General features: G+C 60.9%; 17 protein-coding genes and 1 pseudogene. 13 read left to right on the top strand and 5 right to left on the bottom strand.

Annotated features, from left to right (window positions below; all coding sequences use genetic code 11):
* The first annotated feature begins 150 nt into the window (after positions 1–150).
* The 7 genes from MLC59_RS12805 to MLC59_RS12775 all read left to right on the top strand — a co-directional run bounded on the left by MLC59_RS12805 (position 151) and on the right by MLC59_RS12775 (position 6,900).
* Positions 151–912: an SDR family oxidoreductase gene (locus MLC59_RS12805; RefSeq protein WP_248234696.1), complete on the top strand. Its 762-nt coding sequence runs from the start codon at positions 151–153 to the stop codon at positions 910–912.
* 450 nt (positions 913–1,362) lie between these two features.
* Positions 1,363–1,695, top strand: a complete 333-nt coding sequence (locus MLC59_RS12800; protein WP_248234695.1) for a GreA/GreB family elongation factor — start codon at positions 1,363–1,365, stop codon at positions 1,693–1,695.
* A gap of 543 nt (positions 1,696–2,238) precedes the next feature.
* The gene (locus MLC59_RS12795) at positions 2,239–3,012 is read left to right on the top strand and encodes an ABC transporter ATP-binding protein (RefSeq protein WP_248234694.1); all 774 of its coding nucleotides are present in this window, start codon (positions 2,239–2,241) and stop codon (positions 3,010–3,012) included.
* Complete coding sequence (locus tag MLC59_RS12790) at positions 3,002–3,721, top strand: ABC transporter ATP-binding protein (RefSeq protein ID WP_248234692.1); 720 nt, start codon at positions 3,002–3,004, stop codon at positions 3,719–3,721. The genes MLC59_RS12795 and MLC59_RS12790 overlap by 11 nt, the downstream gene beginning before the upstream one ends.
* Positions 3,722–3,790: 69 nt before the next feature.
* A complete protein-coding gene (locus tag MLC59_RS12785) occupies positions 3,791–5,011 on the top strand; it encodes an ABC transporter substrate-binding protein (protein ID WP_248234691.1) in 1,221 nt (406 codons plus the stop codon).
* Positions 5,012–5,060: 49 nt separating this feature from the next.
* Positions 5,061–5,951, top strand: coding sequence for a branched-chain amino acid ABC transporter permease (locus tag MLC59_RS12780; protein WP_248234705.1), 891 nt, complete (start codon positions 5,061–5,063; stop codon positions 5,949–5,951).
* Between the two features lie 4 nt (positions 5,952–5,955).
* The gene (locus MLC59_RS12775) at positions 5,956–6,900 is read left to right on the top strand and encodes a branched-chain amino acid ABC transporter permease (protein WP_248234690.1); all 945 of its coding nucleotides are present in this window, start codon (positions 5,956–5,958) and stop codon (positions 6,898–6,900) included.
* 9 nt (positions 6,901–6,909) lie between these two features.
* Here MLC59_RS12775 and MLC59_RS12770 read toward each other — a convergent pair whose 3' ends face one another.
* Together MLC59_RS12770 and MLC59_RS12765 are read right to left on the bottom strand one after the other, a co-directional pair.
* A complete protein-coding gene (locus MLC59_RS12770; protein WP_248234689.1) occupies positions 6,910–7,917 on the bottom strand; it encodes an Ldh family oxidoreductase in 1,008 nt (335 codons plus the stop codon).
* 105 nt (positions 7,918–8,022) lie between these two features.
* Positions 8,023–9,546, bottom strand: a pseudogene (locus tag MLC59_RS12765) (putative bifunctional diguanylate cyclase/phosphodiesterase); the annotation flags it as partial.
* A 291-nt stretch (positions 9,547–9,837) separates the two neighbouring features.
* On the opposite strand from MLC59_RS12765, the gene MLC59_RS12760 reads away from it, so the two are divergent.
* On the top strand, positions 9,838–10,584 hold the full coding sequence (locus tag MLC59_RS12760; RefSeq protein ID WP_248234688.1) for an SDR family oxidoreductase: 747 nt from the start codon (positions 9,838–9,840) through the stop codon (positions 10,582–10,584).
* A gap of 72 nt (positions 10,585–10,656) precedes the next feature.
* On the opposite strand, the gene MLC59_RS12755 is transcribed toward MLC59_RS12760, so the two are convergent.
* From MLC59_RS12755 to MLC59_RS12745, 3 genes are all read right to left on the bottom strand, one after another.
* Positions 10,657–11,523, bottom strand: coding sequence for an ABC transporter substrate-binding protein (locus MLC59_RS12755; protein WP_248234687.1), 867 nt, complete (start codon positions 11,521–11,523; stop codon positions 10,657–10,659).
* Between the two features lie 29 nt (positions 11,524–11,552).
* On the bottom strand, positions 11,553–13,598 hold the full coding sequence (locus MLC59_RS12750) for a TonB-dependent receptor domain-containing protein (RefSeq protein WP_248234686.1): 2,046 nt from the start codon (positions 13,596–13,598) through the stop codon (positions 11,553–11,555).
* A 94-nt stretch (positions 13,599–13,692) separates the two neighbouring features.
* The gene (locus tag MLC59_RS12745; protein ID WP_248234685.1) at positions 13,693–14,643 is read right to left on the bottom strand and encodes a LysR family transcriptional regulator; all 951 of its coding nucleotides are present in this window, start codon (positions 14,641–14,643) and stop codon (positions 13,693–13,695) included.
* Positions 14,644–14,789: 146 nt separating this feature from the next.
* On the opposite strand from MLC59_RS12745, the gene MLC59_RS12740 reads away from it, so the two are divergent.
* From MLC59_RS12740 to MLC59_RS12720, 5 genes are all read left to right on the top strand, one after another.
* Positions 14,790–15,737, top strand: coding sequence for an ABC transporter substrate-binding protein (locus tag MLC59_RS12740; protein ID WP_248234684.1), 948 nt, complete (start codon positions 14,790–14,792; stop codon positions 15,735–15,737).
* Entirely contained in the window at positions 15,737–16,759 is a 1,023-nt protein-coding gene (locus tag MLC59_RS12735) for a FecCD family ABC transporter permease (RefSeq protein WP_248234683.1), read from the top strand. Before MLC59_RS12740 ends, MLC59_RS12735 begins: the two co-directional genes overlap by 1 nt.
* A 7-nt stretch (positions 16,760–16,766) precedes the next feature.
* On the top strand, positions 16,767–17,768 hold the full coding sequence (locus MLC59_RS12730) for a FecCD family ABC transporter permease (protein ID WP_248234682.1): 1,002 nt from the start codon (positions 16,767–16,769) through the stop codon (positions 17,766–17,768).
* The gene (locus MLC59_RS12725) at positions 17,765–18,589 is read left to right on the top strand and encodes an ABC transporter ATP-binding protein (RefSeq protein WP_248234681.1); all 825 of its coding nucleotides are present in this window, start codon (positions 17,765–17,767) and stop codon (positions 18,587–18,589) included. The genes MLC59_RS12730 and MLC59_RS12725 overlap by 4 nt, the downstream gene beginning before the upstream one ends.
* Positions 18,590–18,689: 100 nt before the next feature.
* The gene (locus tag MLC59_RS12720; protein WP_248234680.1) at positions 18,690–20,270 is read left to right on the top strand and encodes a hypothetical protein; all 1,581 of its coding nucleotides are present in this window, start codon (positions 18,690–18,692) and stop codon (positions 20,268–20,270) included.
* Positions 20,271–20,304: the final 34 nt, after the last annotated feature.

The raw sequence follows: 20,304 nt of genomic DNA, 5'->3' as shown, positions 1-20,304 counted from the left end.
CACTTGAGTTATATCAAATCTGCCCTGAGCCCTCCTGGGTGACAGCGGGCAGGACGATACGGCGGCCGGGTGGTAAGATCGACCGCTGTACATCAAAGGCGTGCTTTTCAGATACCCCAAGAACGCTTATCACAATAAAAGGAGCACAATATGGATCTTCAGAATCGTATCGTTGTCGTTACCGGCGCCGCCGGCGGCATTGGCAAGGCGCTGGCGCTTCGCTTTGCAAAAGCGGGCGCGAAAACCGTCGTCTGCGCTGACCTGGACCAGCAAGGGGCGGAAGCCACGGCAGCCGAGATCAACGGCGTGGCCCGAAAGATTAACGTGGCATCGGAAGACGAAATCAAAACCCTGATTGACGAAGTGGAAACGGAGCTGGGCCCCATTGACCTGTTCTGCTCCAACGCCGGCATCATGGTAGCGGGTGGCCCGGAAGCCTCCAACGAGGACTGGCAGAAAATCTGGGATGTGAACGTCATGTCCCACGTCTTTGCGGCCCGCCACTTGGCACCGCGCATGAAGGAGCGTGGGTTTGGTTACTTCCTGAACACCGCTTCCGCCGCCGGCCTGCTCTCCCAGGTGGGTTCTGCCCCCTATGCGGTCACCAAGCACGCCGCCGTGGCACTGGCCGAATGGCTTGCCTTTACCTACGGCGACGATGGCATCAAGGTATCGGTACTCTGCCCCCAGGCGGTCCGCTCTGCCATGACCAAGGGGCACGAGGAAGGCGTTGCCAGCATCGATGGCATGCTGGAACCGGAACCGGTGGCCGAAGCCTGCCTCAAGGCCATCGAGGAAGAGACCTTCCTGGTACTGCCACACCCACAGGTGCTGAACTACTTCCGCAACAAGGCGGAGAACTACGACCGCTGGATCGGCGGCATGAAGAAGCTCAACCGCGCCTACAAGTAAATTCTGGGGCCTTCCGTCGTCCGGGCGCCAGTACCGGACGACAAGGCACAATCGACCCGTTCACACCCGATGACAGCCAGCAGCCGTCGCTGACCCTGCTTCCGGGGAGCGCGCTGACCTGACCCACCCTGGACTTGCTGCGAGACCGGTTACACTGGCGATCCTCTCACCCGTTGGAGCCCCCTCTCCGCCCAGGTCGATTCACTATGCCGACGCACCTGCCCAGAAATAAATAAAGCCATACAATAAGCACCAAACTCCGGCGAGTTGCCTTTATTTTTAAAGCTGATATGGTGGTCAACGATTGCACATAGAGGAGCATTGAATTGTTCAGATATTTCGCAAGGCAACCTTCCTTCCATTTATAAGCGGGCCTGAAAACCCGGCCCGCTTATAAACCTATCCCTTCCGATTATTTATTTCAGCAAGTGTCCAGTTGAGGGTACTGTTGTGAATGTTGATCCCGGCTTTTTTATGTCTCCTGAAACCCTGGAGATTCTCAGTCAAAAGACACGTCGTCTGTCTGCAGGTAGCATTATCGGGCAAGGCCATATGGCGACCATTGGCAGCACAATCACCCTGATAGACTGCCTGGATTCCCACATACACATGTTCCGGTTGGTGCATTCTGTTCGGCGGCCCGGCACACGTCACAACGACTTGCCCGTCGATTCAACGCTGGGGCTTGCCCTTCTGGGCAGTAGCATTGGAGACTGTGTGAATTTCAGCCTGGGCGGAGAAGAAGGAAAGATGGTCGTTCTCCGTATAGACAACAAAAACTAAAAGATAGGAGTCGTGCTTGAGGGGGAAGGAATATCCTTCCCCTTTTTTACTTACTCAGGTTTCTTTTCCTTTTTTTCCCTTCTTTTTTCTTTCAGTGTTTTCTGGGGCTTTTTCTTTAACTTTTCCTTACTCACTTGAACTCTCCGAGGTAATAATTAACGCTGCCGAATTGCGTCAAAATGCCCTGTTTTTCGGCAATATAATCATGCAACTCAATCACCCCTTGATTTGTCCTGTGTCTTGAAGATATTACCTGTCCTGCGTTTTTTATCAAGGCACGCAAAAAGACAGACCTCGCCTCGTCCATTCCAGCAAGGCCATCAATGGAGCCCCCCTTGTTTCCACGCCGAAGCCCCGGAGGCGGGCAGCTGGGCCACTGGCCGAAAAATACTTAAGGCGAGCAACTTGACAACCCAGTCAGGTTCCATCTTTACTAGAACAGGTTCAGAACCGGCCGTCACAAAAGTGCCGTGATTCAACGGCGTGGCCAGATAATAACAAGAACCCGCTGCCAGACCGGCGGGACAGACAGGGTGACGATCCGTGAGTGAAAACCAGTCTACCTCATCCGTGATTCTGGAAACCCGGGGCCTGACCAAGGACTTCAGGGGTTTCAAGGCGATTGAGGACGTCAACGTCAAGGTGCAGACCGGGCATATCCATGCCCTGATCGGCCCCAATGGTGCAGGCAAGACGACGTTCTTCAATCTGCTGACCAAGTTCCTCAAACCCTCGGCGGGCAATATCCTCTACGACGGCGATGACATTACCAACCATCGCCCGGCGGACATTGCCCAGCATGGCCTTATCCGCTCGTTCCAGATTTCTGCCGTGTTCCCGCATCTCTCTGCCCGTGAGAACGTCCGCATCGCCCTACAGCGCAAGCTGGGCGTCTCCTATAAATTCTGGCGCTCCATCAAGGTGCTTGACCAGCTCAATGAAGAGGCCCAGCACCTGTTGGAACAGGTGGACCTGGGTGCGTTCGGCGATACCAAGGCCGTGGAGCTGGCCTATGGCCGCAAGCGCGCACTGGAGATCGCCACCACCATCGCCCTCAAGCCCCGGCTCATGCTGCTGGACGAGCCCACCCAGGGCATGAGCGCCGAGGATGTGCACACGGTTACCGACCTGATCCGGGAGGTGGTCAAGGACCGCACCATCGTAATGGTCGAGCACAACCTCAACGTGGTCTCCACCCTGGCGGACCGAATCACCGTGCTCAATCGGGGCCAGGTCCTAGCTGAGGGGGACTACGACACCGTTTCCACCAACCCTGCCGTGATGGAAGCCTATATGGGGACCACCGATGCCGCCTGAGAATGCACGCGAACTGCTGAAGATCGAGAACCTCCACGCCTGGTATGGCGAGTCCCACATCCTCCACGGCCTGGACCTGACCGTACACGAGGGTGAAGTCATTACGTTGCTGGGGCGCAACGGCTCCGGCCGCAGCACCACCCTCAAGGCCATTCTCGGGCTGGTGGGCAAGCGCACCGGCTCTATCCGGGTCAATGGTACGGAGCTGATCAACCTGCCCACCCACCAGATTGCCCGGGTGGGCAAACTCGGGTACTGCCCCGAGGAACGGGGTATCTACGCCTCCCTCAACGTGGATGAAAACCTCGTTCTGCCGCCGGTGATTGCCGAGGGCGGCTTGTCCGTAGATGAAATCTACCAGATGTTCCCCAACCTGGAGGAGCGTCGCAAAAGCCAGGGTTCCAAGCTGTCAGGTGGCGAACAGCAGATGCTGGCCATCGCCCGTATCCTGCGCACCGGCGCCACCCTGCTGCTGCTGGACGAAATCACCGAGGGCCTGGCGCCGGTCATCCTGAAGGCCCTGGACGATGTCATCCGTAAGCTGCGAGCCAAGGGTTTTACCATCATCCTGGTGGAGCAGAATTTCCGCTTTGCCGCGCCCCTGGCGGACCGCCACTACGTGATCGAGCACGGCCAGGTAGTAGAGCAGATCGCCGCTGAGGAGCTGGAAGCCAAGCAAGACCAGTTGAACAGGCACCTGAGTGTCTGATCAAGGGTGAGGAACGGTGGCCCACCCGGGACACCGCCCCACCAAATACAACAAGAAGGGGTAACAACCATGCTCAAGAACTGGAAGACAGGTATCACCACCGTGGCGGCTGCCGCTGCGGTTTCCCTACCCATGGCCGCCAGCGCGGAGCTTTCTGACGATGTGCTGAAGATCGGTGTCCTCAGTGACATGTCCGGTGTCTACAAGACCCTGGAAGGTCCCGGCGCCGTCATCGCGGCGGAAATGGCGGTCGAGGATTTCGGCGGCTCCATCATGGGCAAATCCATCGAAATTGTCTCGGCCGACCACCAGAACAAGGCGGATATTGCAGCCAGTACGGCCCGTGAGTGGATTGATGCCGACAACGTGGACATGCTCACGGCGCTGGATAACTCCTCCGTGGCCCTGGCGGTGCAGGGACTGGCGGCCGAGCGCAAGGTAATCACCATGAATACCGGCGCCGGCACGACGGCACTTACCGAGGAACAGTGCACGCCCTATGGCATTCACTATGTCTACGACACCCACGCCCTGCCGGTGGGTACGGCCACCGCCATGGTCAAGAATGGTGGCGAGAAATGGTTCTTCCTCACCGCCGACTATGCCTTCGGCCATTCCCTGCGGGACAACACCGGCGCCGTGGTGGAGAACCTGGGCGGTGAAGTCGTCGGCAGCATCCAGCATCCACTGTCCACCAATGACTTCTCATCCTACCTGTTACAGGCACAGTCGTCCGGTGCCCAGGTGATTGGCCTGGCCAACGCGGGCCAGGACACGGTCAATGCCATCAAACAGGCCAACCAGTTCCAGATCGTACAGGGCGGGCAGAAACTGGCCGGCATGCTGGTGTTTATCACCGACGTGCACAGCATGGGCCTGGACATTGCCCAGGGCCTGCAGTTCACCACCGCCTTCGTGTGGAACCAGGACGAAGAGGCACTGGAGTGGTCCAACCGCTTCTACGAGCGCCACGGCGCCATGCCCACCATGGTGCAGGCCGGTGTCTACTCCGCAGTGCACAACTACCTGAAGGCCGTGGACGAGGTCGGCACGGATGACAGCGATGCCGTACGGGCAAAGCTGGGTGAGATGGAGCTGAACGACTTCTTCGTGAAGGGCGGCAAGATTGCCCCCAACGGTTCCATGCTGCACGACATGTACCTGGTGGAGGTAAAATCACCGGACGAGTCCGAGAGCGAGTGGGACTTGCTGAACGTGGTTTCACGCATTCCCGCAGACCAGGCCTACATCACCATGGAAGACACCAAGTGCGGCCTGGTTAACAAATAACAACGGAAAACATCACCAATAATAACAAGAGGGGATAACCGACGTGTCGATGCAGGTCATCCTGGCCCAGGCACTGCTTGGGCTGAACGTAGGTGTGTTCTACGCCATGCTGAGTCTTGGCCTGGCGGTGATATTCGGGCTACTGAATATCATCAACTTCGCCCACGGCGCCATGTACATGCTGGGGGCGTTCATCGCACTGATCGGTTATTCCTACCTGGAACAATGGTTCGGTATCAGCCTGCAGATCGGCTTCTGGGGGTCGCTGATCGTGGCGCCCCTGGTGGTCGGCCTGCTGGGCATCGTCATTGAGCGCACCATGCTCAAGCGACTGGCTGACCTTGACCATATCTACGGTCTGCTGCTGACCTTTGGTATTACCCTGATTCTGCAAGGTCTGTTCGCCAACTACTTCAATGTTTCCGGCACCCCCTACCCGGGCCAGCCGGAAGTACTGGGCGGCGTGCTCAACCTGGGGTTCATGTTCTTCCCCACCTATCGCATGTTCGCCATCGTCTTTTCCCTGGTGGTGTGCTTTGCCACCTGGTACGTGATTGAACACACCCGTCTCGGATCACGCCTGCGTGCCGGCGTGGAAAACCCCCAGCTGACCCAGGCCTTCGGCCTCAATGTGCCGCTGATGGTTACCCTCACCTTCGGCTTCGGCGCTGCCCTGGCAGGGTTGGCCGGGGTACTGGCGGCACCCATCTACTCGGTCAGCCCGTTGATGGGGGCTGACCTGATCATCGTGGTGTTCGCGGTGGTGGTGATCGGCGGAATGGGCTCGATTATGGGGGCCATTCTCTCCGGCCTGGCCCTCGGGCTGGTGGAGGGCCTGACCAAGGTGTTCTACCCGCCGGCGGCCAATACCGTGATTTTCTTCCTGATGGTGCTGGTGCTGCTGTTCCGCCCGGCCGGTCTGTTTGGCAAGGAGAAGTAACCCCATGATGAATAAAGTCCTGTTTGCCATCATGCTGGTCGCGGGCCTGGTTGCGCCCTTCCTGGCCTACCCGGTGTTCGTCATGGACCTGCTGTGCTTCGCCCTGTTCGCCTGCGCCTTCAACCTGCTGCTGGGCTATGCCGGGTTACTATCTTTCGGCCATGCTGCGTTCTTCGGTGGCGCGGCCTACATCGCCGGCCATGCTCTGAAGGTCTGGGGGTTCCCGCCCCTGCTCGGCATCCTTACCGGCACCGGCTTTGCCTTTCTGATCGGTACGGTGTTCGGCTTCCTCGCCATCCGCCGGCAGGGTATCTATTTCGCCATGGTCACCCTGGCCCTGGCCCAGATTATCTACTTCCTGTGCCTGCAGTTGCCCTTCACGGGGGGTGAGAACGGGCTGCAGGGTATCCCACGGGGCGAGCTGTTCGGGCTGATCGACCTGCGAAACGAAGTGACCATGTATTACCTGGTTTTCGCCATCTTCCTAATCGGATTCGGCATCATCTACCGGGCGATTCACTCGCCCTTTGGTGAGGTGTTACAGGCAATCCGCGAGAACGAGTCCCGGGCCCTCTCACTGGGCTACGACGTGGACCGCTTCAAGCTGCTGGCGTTCGTGCTGTCGGCGACCATGGCTGGACTGGCAGGTTCCACCAAGGCACTGGTGTTCCAGTTTGCCTCATTAACGTCAGCCCACTGGCAAACGTCCGGCGAGGTGGTCCTGATGACCCTGGTGGGCGGCATGGGGACCGTGTTCGGGCCGGTGCTCGGCGCCATCACCGTCGCTACCCTCACCCATGAGCTGGGCTCCTTCGGCTCCTGGGTCCAGGTGATCCTGGGCACCATTTTTGTAGTGGTGGTGCTGGTGTTCCGCCGGGGCATTATTGGCGAGATCCACCACTTCGTAGAGCAGCGTAAGGCGGCCCGGGCGTCCGCTGACAATGACTGAGGGGCTTCCTCAGTCGAGCAATCCTCTCAGGTACGCCAGGTCGGCAGCGTCGATGGCGACACCCAGGCGTTGTGACTCGGCCCGCTGCCGGTAACGCCGTTCACCGGGCTGGCGCGTCTGGCCGGCATCCACCATGGCCTGCACCAGCGTCTCGGTCCGGTCGGCGAAATTGCTGCCGGCACCACGGGCCGGATCAATAACAATCAACAGCTCCCCGGTCCAGGGAGTTTTGGCGCCCGGGTGGCCGGACCAGTCGAACTCAAAGGAAAAGTTGCCCCCGGTGAGCGCGGCTGCCATCAGCTCCACCATCATGGACAGGGCCGAGCCCTTGTAACCGCCAAACGGCAGCAAGGCTCCACCATTTAGTATCTTTTCCGGGTCACAGGTCGGCTTACCCTCCGCATCCACCCCGTAGCCCTCAGGCAGGGTCTTGCCCTCCCTGGCTGCAATCTGCACATCACCATGGGCAATGGCACTGGTGGCCAGGTCGAACACCAGCGGATCATGGCCGGTGCGGGGGGCGGCGAAGCTGATGGGGTTGGTGCCGAACAGCGGCTTACGGCCACCGGCAGGCACCACACAGGCCATGCTGTTGACCAGAGTCAGCGCCACCAGGCCCTGTCGGGCGAAGGGTTCCACGTCGGGCCAGAGCGCCGCAAAATGGTGGGAGTTACGGATCGCCATCAGCGCGATGCCATTGTTACTCACCTTATCCAGCAAAAGCTGACGCCCCGCCTCAAGGGCGGGCTGGGCAAAGCCATTGCCAGCGTCCACGGCGACAAACCCCGGCGCGCAGTCCTCGACAACCGGCTCGGCACGGCCATCCACCCAGCCACTGGCCAGCGTCGACAGATAACCCGGTATCCGGAACACACCATGGCTATCAGAGCCGTCCCGCTGGGCGCTGGCGCAATTTCGGGCAAGCACATCGGCCACGGTCTGCGAGGTGCCATGTTTGCGAAAGACCTCGGCCAGCAAGGACACCAGTTCGTTGAAGGGAATGCGTTCCTGGGGCATGACCTGACTCCTGACCGGTTTGGGAATCTGCTAACCATGCGTTGATTGCACCCCCCTGTCAAAAAGCCCGGCTCACCTCCTCCGAAGACCGACAGTCAGCCACGATCAGGCAACAGACTCCAGCCGGTGAAACTGCTCCAGGAAACCGGGAAGGTCCGCCGCCGGCATTGGCCGGCCAAGGTGGTAGCCCTGCACTACGTCGCAACCAGCCACCTTGAGGTGTACCACCTGCTCACGAGTTTCCACTCCCTCTGCCACCACTTTAAGCGCCATGCGCTTGGCCAGGATAATGGTGGACGACACAATGGGACTGTCGTCATGGCTGTTGCAGATGGTGGAGATCAGGCTGCGGTCAATCTTCAGCTTATCCACCGGTACGGCTTCCAGGTGAGCAAATCCGGCGTACCCGGTACCGAAATCATCAAGCGCGAGCCGGATGCCGGCTTTCCGGAGTTCATGCAGCTGGATGACGGCCTGCTTGTCCAGCATGGCCGTTTCGGTGATTTCGATTTCCAGCATTGCCGGTGAAACCTGGCAAGACTCCAGGATCGCCAGTACCTGCCCCAGGAACTCACTGCGTGCCAGTTGGTGGGGTGATACGTTCACAGCCACCGGCACCGGATCCAGGCCGGCATCCCGCCACTCGGCCACCTGTTCGCAGGCAAGGCGAATGACCTCCAGCCCCAGCGGCAGCACAAACCCGCTCTTTTCCGCCAGGCTGATAAACCGATCCGGATAGAGCAGGCCAAACTCCGGGTGCTGCCAGCGGACCAGGGCTTCCACGCTGGTTACCCGCATGGTTTCCAGGTCCACTTGCGGCTGGTAGTGAAGAACAAACTCCCGGTTGCCCAGCCCTTCAGCGAAGGACTGCTCCAGAAGAAAGCTCTCTACGTCTTTAGGGTTCAGGGACTGGTCAAAGAAACGGTACTGCCCCCGCCCGGCCTGCTTTGCCGAGTACATGGCAGCATCGGCGCCCTGGATCAGCTCTTCAAGGGACTGGCCATCCCTCGGGCAGAGCGCAATACCGATACTGGGGCTGTTGTTGATCTCCACACCATCCAGTTCATAGGTGGAGGATAACTTCTGCCTGAGGCCAACGACCCATTGCTCAATGGAGTCCTCACTTTGCTCACCTGCCAGCATGACCACGAACTCGTCGCCGCCAAACCGGGCGGCCAGGTCTTCTTCGCTGAGAGATCTCTGTATCCTGCCGGCGACGGCCTGCAGCAACTGGTCACCCACCTGGTGGCCCAGTGAGTCGTTGACGGCCTTGAAGCGGTCCAGGTCAATAAAGATCATTGCACTCAGCCGGCGCTGACGCCGCTGTTCCGCCAACAGGCCATTGGCCAGGTCGATAAACTGGCGACGATTCAGCAGACCACTGAGGTGATCGATGGAGGCAGCGCGGCTGCTGCGGGCATGCTCGGTTTCCAGCCGCTCAATCAGCTCGGCATTGGCTCTCTGGGAGGCCTGCAGGGCCTGGAACGCCGCCTGCTGACTGCCCAGGGATCGCTTCAGCCAGAAGGTGATGGCGGTCACCAGCAGAGTCATAAGCAGGTTGAGAATCAGCTGACGGAACTGCAAGGCCTGCAGCGGCGCAACGATTCCCGGCATATCACGACTGGTCAGTTCAAGGTAGGCAGGGTCCTGCCGCAAACTGAGCAGCTGATAGAGGAATGACGACCAGATGAATCCGACAATCAGCACACCCAGAAGAATGGTAGCGTAGCGAACATGGTTCGGGGGTGGCGGCTGGATAGGGGCCATGGCACTTGTCTCTTGAATAACCGGTTTGGAGAAAAACGACGCACCCTCCACTGGCCATAATCCCGTTCCGGCGCTCCAACATTGACGCCGAGCAGCAAGAGTACGCAAGCTACATGTCATTCAAGTGACAGGTTCACCATTAAGGAAATTTCGATGCGCAAGAACATTCTGATTACCGGCGCCAGCACCGGCCTTGGGGAAGGCATGGCCCGGGCCTGGGCGGCACAGGGCTGTAACCTGGCCCTGTGTGCCCGGCGGGCGGAAAGACTGGGACAGCTACAGGCGGAGTTGCTGGAAAAGCACCCCGGCATCCGGGTAACGGTGCGCTCACTGGATGTCTGTGATTATGACCGGGTATTCGAGGTTTTCAGGGAATTCCGGAGGGAGCTGGGCACCCTGGACCGGGTGATCGTGAACGCCGGCATGGGCAGCAAATCCACCATCGGCCATGGTGACTTTGCCTCCAACCGGCAGGCGGCGGAGACCAACTTCGTTGCCGCCATTGCCCAGTGCGAGGCGGCCATGGCAATCTTCCGTGAACAGAACAGCGGACACCTGGTGCTGATGTCGTCGGTCAGTGGCGTGCGGGGTTTCCGTGGACCGTTCAACGTCTATGCGGCGACCAAGGCTGCCGTGGCGTCCCTGGCAGAGGGACTGCAACTGGACACCCTGGGCACGCCCATCAACGTCACCAGCATACTTCCCGGATACATCCTCACGGATATCAACCGGGATGTGAAGAACGCCCCCTTCCGGGTGGACCTGGAGACCGGAGTCCGGGCACTGGTCAAGGCCATCGACAGCGAGAAGCGCCGGGCCTACGTGCCCGGGTGGCCATGGACACCGTTGAGCTACCTGATAAAGGCCATGCCGTTCCGGCTTTTTGCCAGGGCCATGTAGTGCCTGGACCACAGAGAGAACCGGCAACCCAAACTGGCTGACCGGGCGCTATTTCCCGGCCAGCCGCAGCGGTCATCGGAGCGCGTCGGCGACTTCCTCGACCTGCAGTCGTACACTCTGCAGCCCGCCACCGGAGAGATACCAAAGTTCCGGTGCCAGCACGGTCACGTCGATTTCGGTACCACCGGCGGCAGCCAGGTCACGCCGCAACTGGGCGACGTCCAGCGGCTCGTCCCCAATAGCCGCACTGCGGTCGACCACAAACAGGTGGGACGGCGCCATGGCGGCAAGGTTTGCCGGCGTGACCGGTGTGAATACCCGCGTACCCCGGGTCACAGTTTCCACGCCTTCGGGAACCCGGGGTGATTCCAGATTCAGCAACTGGGAGAGCACCGGCTCGTCCCGCAGGGAAAACTTGCCCTGGTTGTGGGTCACAACAGCCACAGGGCCACTACCGGCCAGCCCGTCCCGCTGTTCTTCCACGAACCGCCACAACCGATCCAGTTCCTCACCCGCTTCGTCCAGTTGGCCATAGAGAGTCGCCAGCCCAAGCACCCGGATCTGCACCGCTTCGCGGTAGTCATCCCCCAGCAGTGAGACATCCCGTACCTGGGTGATGGCCTGCAATTCCTCCAGGCTCTCCGCCTGGCGGCCGGTGACCAGCACCAGGTCGGGCGCCACCTCACGCACGACATCGAGGTCGGGCGTTTTGAGGTTGCCGGCATCGGGGCGTCCGGCCGAGAGGCCGCCCAGGTACTCGGGCAACCCGGTCTTCGGAATCGCCACGATTTTTTCTTCAAGCCCCAGGGCCACCAGGGTATCGGTGGCACCGTGGTCAAGGCTGATCACGTCGGGCCCGGCGGGTTCCTGGCTCAAGGAGGCGCAGCCCGTGAGAATAGCAGTGCCAAGGGCAGCCGCAACAAACGATTTGATTGTCATATCCATGTTCTCCAGTTCATACTTTAGAGTCAGAAGTCGACGGTCAGGCCGACATTAATACGCCGCCCGTCGAGTACGACGCCATAGGTGTCATTGGTCACTTCCTTATCCGCCACGTTGTACAGGCCAGCCTTCACCCGGGCGCTGTCGTTAAGGGCATAGACCATGCCCACATCGACGAAGGTATAGTCGGGCGTGCCGTCGGCCATACTGGTCCGGCTCAGGTAATCGGAAGTTTCGCCCCGGTAGTTCCCGTCCAGCCAGAGGTTCAGGCGCTCAGTCGTCTGCCAGTCCAGTCCGGCGCTCGCCATATGCTCGGGAATCTTGTTAAGGGGCTCACCCTCAAACTCACCCGACTTCTGTTCTGAGTCTGTGTAGGTATAGCTGGAACTGAACGTCAGGGTTGGCGTAATGCCGTAGTCAAGGGACAGTTCGACCCCCTGCATGGAAGCTTTGTCGATGTTGTCCCGGGTACTCAGGAAAAGATAGTTGTTGCCCTGATAGGGGCACTGCCAGGTGGAGGGGTCGTTACGATCGCCACCCGGGTTACAGAAACGGTCCTCGGCAATCTTGTCGTCGAACTCGGTGTAGAACACCATGGCGCTGGCATCAAGGTCAGTCGCCAGGCTGTTGAATACAAAGCCGGCTTCATAGCTGACGCTGGTTTCCGGTTCCAGGTCCTCGTTGCCTATAATCAGTGCACGGGGGTGTGGCGCGGGTGAGCCACCGCCCCCGGTGCCCCGCCCAAAGCCTTCCGTTGCCTCCGGCAGGCTGGGCTGCTTGTAGCCTGTTGAAACACCACCCTTGAAGGTCCACTCCGGTGTCAGCTGATAGTTCGCATAGACCCGGGGCGTCCAGTGCCCGCCAAACAGTTCGTCGTCGTTATAGCGAACGCCGGTGGTAATGCTAAGGTCATCCAGTACACTCCACTCCACCTCGGCGAACAGCGCAGCAATCCAGCGGTCAACGCTGCGGGTGGCGGTTGGAATACCCGTTCCCATCAGACCGTTGGTTTCATCGGTCAGGTCTTCGTATTTGTACTGGCCGCCAAAGGTGACGATGTGGCGGCCCATCAGCCAGGTACCCTGGCTGTTGAGTGTGGTGATTTCTTCCTTTTTCTCGAGATCCTGCACCCGTTCTGACTCATCCCTCTGCAGGTAACTGTCGAGGGTCAGGTTACCGTAGGTTCCGCGGTGACCCAGCACGTAGACGTCTTTCTGGTACTCATAGGTGCTCGGCTCGGCCGGGTTACCTCGGCTGTCGGTCTCGGCAATACTCACGCCCGGGTTATGGGTAAACTCCAGTTCTGCCCGGCTATATCCCAGCTCGACCTCATTGTTGTCGTCTGGCGTAAAAATCAGGGTAGCGCCTCCCTGGCGCCGGTCACTGTCTGGCGTACTTTCTGCATTGTCGTCACCACCGATGTAATGACTTTCATCGGTGCCCTGCCAGGAGCCATTCACCTGCAGGCCAAGCAATCCCGGAATCAAACCGCCGCTGCCATAGAGGCTGACTTGCTGGGCATCTTCCGTGATGTCATTCAGGGACTTCGTATATTCCGTGGTCACGGAACCATTCCATTCCTCCGTCGCCTTCCTGGTGATAATGTTGATTACGCCGCCCATGGCTTCTGAACCATACAGGGACGACATGGGCCCACGAATCACCTCAATTCGCTCAATGGCCGATACAGGGGGCAAGGCGATCTGTTTACCACCGTCCTGGCCATTGGTATTGATGTTGCGCCCTGCGGAAACCGGGCGACCGTCCACCAGATAAAGTGTGTAGCCCTCGGTCATACCCCGGATGGTTATATCCTGCGCATTGCCGCCACCGTTCACGAAAACACCTGGAATGTTCTTTACTGCATCGGTGATATCCGAGTAGGACCGCTTGCGCAGCTCTTCACCGGGAATCACCGAGATACTGGCCGGCGCGTCGGAAATGTTCTGCTCGAAACCGGACGCGGTAACGACGATTTCCCCCAGCTCCATGGGTGATGACTGGGCCAGCAGGGGGGAACCCCAGGTTGCCAGGGCAACAGAGGACGCCAGAAGGGTTACGGGACGACGCATGGATATCTCCTTTGTGAATGATCGCAGGAAAAGTGGACTCGCCATTAATGCGAATCAGTATCATTTGCGGCGAACATTAACACAAAGCCAATCTTTATTGCGCGGAATGATATGTTCCGGATTCCGGAACGATAGGGGAGGTTCCGTTGGCCAGGCGCCATGCCGACGGAACCGAGGCCCTCAGGTGCTGCATAAACATCCGGCTACGGCGGGGCAGGACGCCATGGGGGTAAAGCAATGATACCGGCAGCACCGGCCCAAGCCATTCTGGCATGCACAGTTCGAACTGACCCGGGTGCGCGTCCAGCCGACGATCCGCAAGCCAATGGGGCATCAGCCCGACGCCTCTGCCCGCCGCAATAGCATCGCCCTGCACGCAATACTGGTCCACGCTGAACCGCCCTGTCCGGGGACGTATTGGCCAGGGTCCACTGACCGGATGGTTCAGCTCAACGCCTTTGTCGTCACTGCCAAGCATATCGATCCAGGTGTGCTGGTCCAGCTCAGAAGGCGACTCCGGGCGCCCTTGGCTGGTGAAGTACGCCGGACTCCCATAGACCCCCTGGGTCAATTGGCCGAGCACCTCACAGCGAAAGTTACCTTCCGGCATCCTGCCGAGCCACACACACACGGCGTCCGTGATGGCGTCCGGTGGTTGCTGCTGGGTCCGTATACTAACCTCCAGGCCCTCATGTTCTGCCATGAACGTGTCTACGATCCCGGCAAACCATCCCCGCACGAAGGCTTCGTGGCAGCTCAGCTCCAACACACCGGTCACTCCTTCCCTCAGCTCATCAAGAGCCTCATGGCCCTGGGAGAGCAGGGCCAGGATTTCGTGGCTGTACCGATAGAAAAGACGGCCGGCATCATTGGGGTAGATTCGCCGGGACTGACGAAGCAGCAGCGGCTGACCGACCGCTTCCTCAAGCTGGCGGATGCGGCGACTGAGCGTCGACTTGGGCAGGTCAAGCTCCCGACAACTAGCGGTCAGGCTGCCGGTGCGCACAACAGAGGCGAAGGCCTCCAGTTCCCTGAGGTCGTACATTTCGCAATCGTTCCACTTTTTGCAACAGGTCGTGCCAATCTAGCATCTTTTAATATTTAATGTGAATCATTATCATTAAAAGAGTTGCTTGCTATATACTTTTAATCGCATCGCAGGCCACCCGCCGTGGCCACTACGGAGAAACCATGCAGACATCCTTTATTCATTGTGTCCGTCAGGGGCTGGTCGCTGGCCTGGCCATGCTGGCGATCAGCCAGAACGCCCTGGCCGAGACCCGCACCATCGAAACCCTCTACGGTGACGTCACTGTGGAAGGCCAGCCGGAGCGCGTGGTGACCCTCTACGAAGGCGCGCTGGACTCGGCCATTGCCGTTGGCGTGCAGCCCGTGGGTGCCATCATTACCCGGGGCGGCCAGCATGTGGCCAGCTATATCCGGGAAGCGGCCGGCGATATCGCAATTGTGGGTGCGCCTGGGGAGACCAACCTGGAGGCGGTCCTGGCCTTGCAACCGGACCTGATCCTGGCCACCCGACAAACCAGCAGGGACCAGTATGAACTGCTGTCGCAGATGGCACCCACCATCGTGCTGGATGTGCCCCTGTTCCGGCAGGACACCTGGAAACAGGAATTGGCCGGCTTCGCCCGGGCCCTTGGCCGGGAGGGCCAGGCTAACGACGTCATTGCCCGGGTTGGGCACCGTGCGGAAGAAGTTCGCGAACAGGTGACCGGCAGCATACCGCAGCAGCAGCGCGATACTTCCCTGGTCCGCTGGATGCCCCAGGGTCCGCTGGTGATGTCAGAAGGCCTCTTCTCTGCGACCGTGCTGGCCTCGGCAGGGTTTGAGGTCGAGGATGGCGGTATCGTCAAGGAAGGTCGCCCCCACAGCCAGCCCCTGAGCCAGGAAAATCTCACGCTCATGGACCAGGAGTGGATCTTCCTGGCCACCATTAATGACGACGGTCGCGAAGCCCTGGACGCCGCCCGACAGTCACCCGCCTTCAAACGCCTGAAGGCCCACAGCAATGACCGGGTGGTGCCGGTGGACGGCCACCTGTGGACCAGTGCGTCCGGCCCGCTGGCAGCCCTGGCCATTCTTGATGACATCGAGAACGCCCTGTCGCAGCAACCCTGATGACCGATTACGCCTGTCAGCGCACGCCTGCATCCCGTGCCCTTGTGCCGCCACTGCCTGTGGCGGTTTTTTTCGTTCTTGCCGCAGCACTGGCCAGCTTGCTGTGGGGCGCCGGTCCGGTGGGAGCCGTAGAGGCCTTGCAGGTGATGACTGGCCAGGGAAGCGAAGAAGCCCGCTTCGTGGTGATGGAACTTCGCCTGCCCCGGTTGGCCACGGCCATGGCCACTGGCCTTGCCCTGGCCATCGCCGGTGCCCTGCTGCAGGCCCTGACCCGCAACCCGCTGGCCGAACCTGGGTTGCTTGGGGTGAGTGGCGGCAGCGCCTTCGCTGTCACCCTCGCCATTCTGCTGGGTGCCAGTTCGGCCACCATGACCACGCTCGTAGCCCAGGCCGGGGCCCTGGCCGGCTGTGCCCTGGTCATGCTGGCAACCCGGTCCCGCGGGCTGGCGGCGGACCCGGTCCGGCTGGTACTGGCCGGGGCCACGGTAACGGGCCTGCTGTTATCACTGACCTCGGTGATGATGCTGGCCGACCAGCGGGCCGCCGACGAAGTCCGCTTCTGGATTACCGGCAGTATCGCCGGCACCTCGTTAGCCGACCTGGTTGCCGTTCTGCCATCCATGGCGGTAGCGGGCGTTCTCGTCGTGATCGTGGCATCGCCGCTGGCGGCCCTGTCGCTGGGCGAGCGTGCCGCCATGGGGCTGGGGCACCGACCCGGGCGGATCCGCGCCCTGGTCGTCGTTGCAGTGGCATTACTGGTGGGAGGGGCCACTGCCCTGGCGGGACCACTGGTCTTTGCTGGGCTGGTGGTACCGTTCATTGCCCGCGCCTTGGCCGGGCCGGATATTCGTAAAACCCTGTGGCTGTGCCTGCCCATTGGTCCGGGCATGATCCTGGTGGCCGATACCCTGGCCCGGGTCATCGGTGCGCCGGCGGAGCTCCCCCTCGGCGTCATTACCGCCATGCTCGGCGCCCCGGTACTGCTGATCATCGTGCGTTCCAGGCGCATGCCCGCCCTGTGAGCCTGACATGACAGAACTTCTGATACAGCACCGGAATATTGCCGCCACCCTGGCCCTGGTCGCCGCTCTTTCCCTGGCCATGGCCATGTCCCTGGCACTGGGAACGGTCAGTGTGCCGCTGGACGGCCTGTGGGATGCATTGACCGGACAGGGTAACGCCATGCATCGGTTCGTGGTCCAGGAGCTGCGCCTGCCACGGGTGCTTGCCGGAGCCCTGACCGGCGCCGCCTTTGCCCTGGCCGGCTGCCTGATGCAGACTGTGGCCCGCAACCGCCTGGCCACCCCTGGCATAATCGGCATTGATAACGCCGCCACGGCCTTTGCCGTGGCTTCCGTGGTGGGCACCGGTATCAGCCTTGCCCCCTCCGCCATGGCCCTTGGCGGGGCAGCAACCGCTACCGCACTGGCCTTTGGCCTGGCGGGGGCCAACGGTACCCGGGGTTACCGGTTTATCATCGCCGGCCTTGGTATCGGCGCCATTGCGGGTGCTGTTACCCAGGTAATGCTCAGCCGAGTGGCCATTGATGCGGCCAACGCCGCCTTTCCATGGACCGTGGGCAGCCTGAATGCCCGTTCGGCGACAGCGGTGTCGGTGCTCGCTGCTGGCCTGGTAGCGGGCTGGATGGCAGCCCTGTTACTGGGCCGGTCCCTGAATACCCTACAGTTCTCCGACCCGGTAGCCATTAACCTGGGCACGCGGCTGAAGCGTGTCCGGGCCCTGAGCCTGGCGTGTGCGGTGCTGCTCACCGGCCTGGCTGTGGCCGTCGCCGGCCCGGTGGGCATGGTAGCCCTGCTGGCACCGGAACTGGCTCGGGCCCTGTGCCGCTCCGGCAGGGTGCCGCTAACCGCCTCGGCCCTGGCCGGTGCCGGCTTCATGGTCACCGCTGACCTGGTCGGCCGGTTACTGCTGGCGCCCCTGGAACTGCCGGTCGGTCTGATCACCGCCATCGTGGGTGCGCCCTACCTGATCTGGATACTTGTAAAACCGTCGTCACGGAGTTTGACATGAGCCATTCATCTGCCCGTACACCTGACAACGTGCCTGACCAGCCGGGCCTGGCAGCACAGGCGCTCTCCCTGGCCCATGGGCGGTACCCGGTCATCAAAACCCTGAACCTGGAACTGCCACAGGGAAAGGTCACTGCCATCGTTGGACCTAACGGTTGCGGCAAGTCCACCCTGCTCAACGGCCTCGCCCGGGTGCACGTTCCCGCCGGGGGTGCGGTACTGCTGAATGGCAGGGATATCCACACCCTGCCCAGCCGGGAGGTGGCGCGCCAGCTGGCACTGCTGCCCCAGGACAATACCGCCCCGGAGGGGCTCACCGTCACTGACCTGATCCGCTTTGGCCGCCAGCCCCACCAGGGCTTCCTCCGGCGCTGGACAGAACAGGACCAGGCCATCCTGGAACAGGCGCTGGCGGCCGCAGACCTTGCAGAGCTGGCCGACCGGCCGCTGGATACGCTCTCCGGCGGCCAGCGGCAGCGGGCCTGGATTGCCATGAGCATTGCCCAGCAGACTCCCCTGCTGCTTCTGGACGAACCCACCTCCGCCCTGGACCTGGGCCACCAGATCGAAGTGTTCGAACTGATCCGCCAGCTCGCCGGCCAGGGCAAAACCGTGGCGATGGTAGTGCACGACCTGGTGAGCGCGTGCCGCTATGCCGATCACCTGGTCGCCATGGCCGACGGTGAAATCCTGGCCCGGGGTGCACCCTCTGACATCCTCGACCCGGACCTGATCCATCGGCTGTACGGAGTGCACTGCGACATCCTGCAGGATCCGGCGGATGGCACTCCGGTGCTGGTTAACCTTCGCAAGTCATTCTGAAAACGAATAATTAAGGACAGCTCTCGCTTGGACCTGTCATCAACCTGTAATCGCCTGAAGTTATAAATACCGCCACATTTATTTCTTCGGAGATGCAGTAATGTCCGCCAACGCCTCCCTGCTCGTTGAACAACTCTGGCAACTCAAACGCCTGGTGGACCGGGGCGAGTGCGCCGACATTCAGTTTGTTCACCTCAACAACTTGTTGCGGGAACCCAACTATCGCGCCGACGTACTGCGCCGGGCGGAGGCCTCCGGCTCCGAGAAAGTCCGTAAACTGGTCGGGGCCATCCGCGGCCAGGACTCCGGGACACCCTTGATGGCCACTACTGACACGCAGCACATACCGGCGGCGGAACCGGAGGCGGTCAGGGCAACCCCACGCAAGCGCCGCCACCTGGTGTGGCTGGCGCCCCTGGTGGCAGCAGGCGCGGCACTGACGGTCGGGTTTACGGCCCTGGAACCGCAAACCATCCGGATCAGCGACGACATCACCACGCCCACCACCTGGGAAGGCGGCAAGACCTACGTACTCGACGACATAGTGTTCGTCGATAACACCACCCTGACCATCGAAGCCGGCGCCACCATCCTGGGTGAAAACGGCTCCGCGCTGATCGTAACCCGGGGCAGTCAGCTGTTTTCCCGGGGCCGGCCAGACCAGCCGGTGGTATTCACCAGTGCCCGGGAAGAGGGTGAACGTAACCGCGGTGACTGGGGCGGTGTGGTCCTGCTGGGCAATGCCCCTGTCAACCAACCCTCCGCCCAGATCGAGGGTGTGCCCGCCACCGATCAGCGAGGCAGTTTCGGCGGGCCGGACGCCAATGACAGTTGCGGGGTGGTGGAATACACTCGCATCGAGTTTGCCGGCTTTGAGGTCTATCAGAACAATGAGCTCAACGGCCTGACCCTGGGTGGCTGCGGCAGCAATACCATCGTGCGCCATGTGCAGGTTCACCGGGCCCTGGACGATGGCATCGAAATGTTTGGCGGCACCGTGGACCTGAAGCACATCCTGGTGTCCGGCGCTGCAGACGACAGCATCGACTGGGACTGGGGCTGGCGGGGACGAGTGCAGTTCGCGATTATCCAGCAGCACGCCGATGTAGGCGACAACGCCTTCGAAGGCGACAATAATGGCAACCAGCACGAGGCCACACCCCGATCGGAACCGGTGTTCTACAACGTCACCCTTGCCGGCACCGGCCATGGAGCGAAAGCCCACCGCGGCATGGTGCTGAGGGAAGGCACCGGCGGTCACTTCCACAACATGATCATCGACAGCTACGCCATGGAAGCCATGGATACCCGGGATGAAGTCCGCGCCCTTGCAGCCGGCGGCGAGCTGACCTTTAGCCATAACATCATTGCCGCCACCGGCACTATGGGCAGCGGCCAACAGGAACAGGGCGCAGGCGACGATGATTATGGCTTTGACGAAGAAGCCTGGCTAAGAAGCCCGGAGAACCGTAACTACCTGAGCATCAGCAGTGTGCTGCACCCGGCAGCACGCCACCTGACCGCGCCGGACTTCCGCCCCCGTATTCCCAGCCGGGACATGCCCGCCACGACACCGCCCAAGAGCGAATTCTTTGACGAGTCCGCCACCTTCTCTGGCGCCATCAATCCTAAAAACCCGGGCAGTTGGCTGGCAGGCTGGACGGCTTTCCCGGAATCCTGATCGGAAAATTGTGTAGAATGCTCTGTTTTCGGTG

Source organism: Marinobacter bryozoorum, from assembly GCF_023156245.1.
Taxonomy (GTDB): Bacteria; Pseudomonadota; Gammaproteobacteria; order Pseudomonadales; family Oleiphilaceae; genus Marinobacter; species Marinobacter bryozoorum.
Note: the sequence above shows the minus strand (reverse complement) of the source record. Positions and strands in the feature narration are given on the sequence as shown.

Bases quoted from the DNA above. Each gene is read 5' to 3' on its own strand.
- MLC59_RS12805 (WP_248234696.1), top strand. From the start codon at position 151: ATGGATCTTCAGAATCGTATCGTTGTCGTTACCGGCGCCGCCGGCGGC.
- MLC59_RS12790 (WP_248234692.1), top strand. From the start codon at position 3,002: ATGCCGCCTGAGAATGCACGCGAACTGCTGAAGATCGAGAACCTCCAC.
- MLC59_RS12785 (WP_248234691.1), top strand. From the start codon at position 3,791: ATGCTCAAGAACTGGAAGACAGGTATCACCACCGTGGCGGCTGCCGCT.
- MLC59_RS12780 (WP_248234705.1), top strand. From the start codon at position 5,061: ATGCAGGTCATCCTGGCCCAGGCACTGCTTGGGCTGAACGTAGGTGTG.
- MLC59_RS12775 (WP_248234690.1), top strand. From the start codon at position 5,956: ATGATGAATAAAGTCCTGTTTGCCATCATGCTGGTCGCGGGCCTGGTT.
- MLC59_RS12770 (WP_248234689.1), bottom strand. From the start codon at position 7,917: ATGCCCCAGGAACGCATTCCCTTCAACGAACTGGTGTCCTTGCTGGCC.
- MLC59_RS12760 (WP_248234688.1), top strand. From the start codon at position 9,838: ATGCGCAAGAACATTCTGATTACCGGCGCCAGCACCGGCCTTGGGGAA.
- MLC59_RS12755 (WP_248234687.1), bottom strand. From the start codon at position 11,523: ATGACAATCAAATCGTTTGTTGCGGCTGCCCTTGGCACTGCTATTCTC.
- MLC59_RS12750 (WP_248234686.1), bottom strand. From the start codon at position 13,598: ATGCGTCGTCCCGTAACCCTTCTGGCGTCCTCTGTTGCCCTGGCAACC.
- MLC59_RS12745 (WP_248234685.1), bottom strand. From the start codon at position 14,643: ATGTACGACCTCAGGGAACTGGAGGCCTTCGCCTCTGTTGTGCGCACC.
- MLC59_RS12740 (WP_248234684.1), top strand. From the start codon at position 14,790: ATGCAGACATCCTTTATTCATTGTGTCCGTCAGGGGCTGGTCGCTGGC.
- MLC59_RS12735 (WP_248234683.1), top strand. From the start codon at position 15,737: ATGACCGATTACGCCTGTCAGCGCACGCCTGCATCCCGTGCCCTTGTG.
- MLC59_RS12730 (WP_248234682.1), top strand. From the start codon at position 16,767: ATGACAGAACTTCTGATACAGCACCGGAATATTGCCGCCACCCTGGCC.
- MLC59_RS12725 (WP_248234681.1), top strand. From the start codon at position 17,765: ATGAGCCATTCATCTGCCCGTACACCTGACAACGTGCCTGACCAGCCG.
- MLC59_RS12720 (WP_248234680.1), top strand. From the start codon at position 18,690: ATGTCCGCCAACGCCTCCCTGCTCGTTGAACAACTCTGGCAACTCAAA.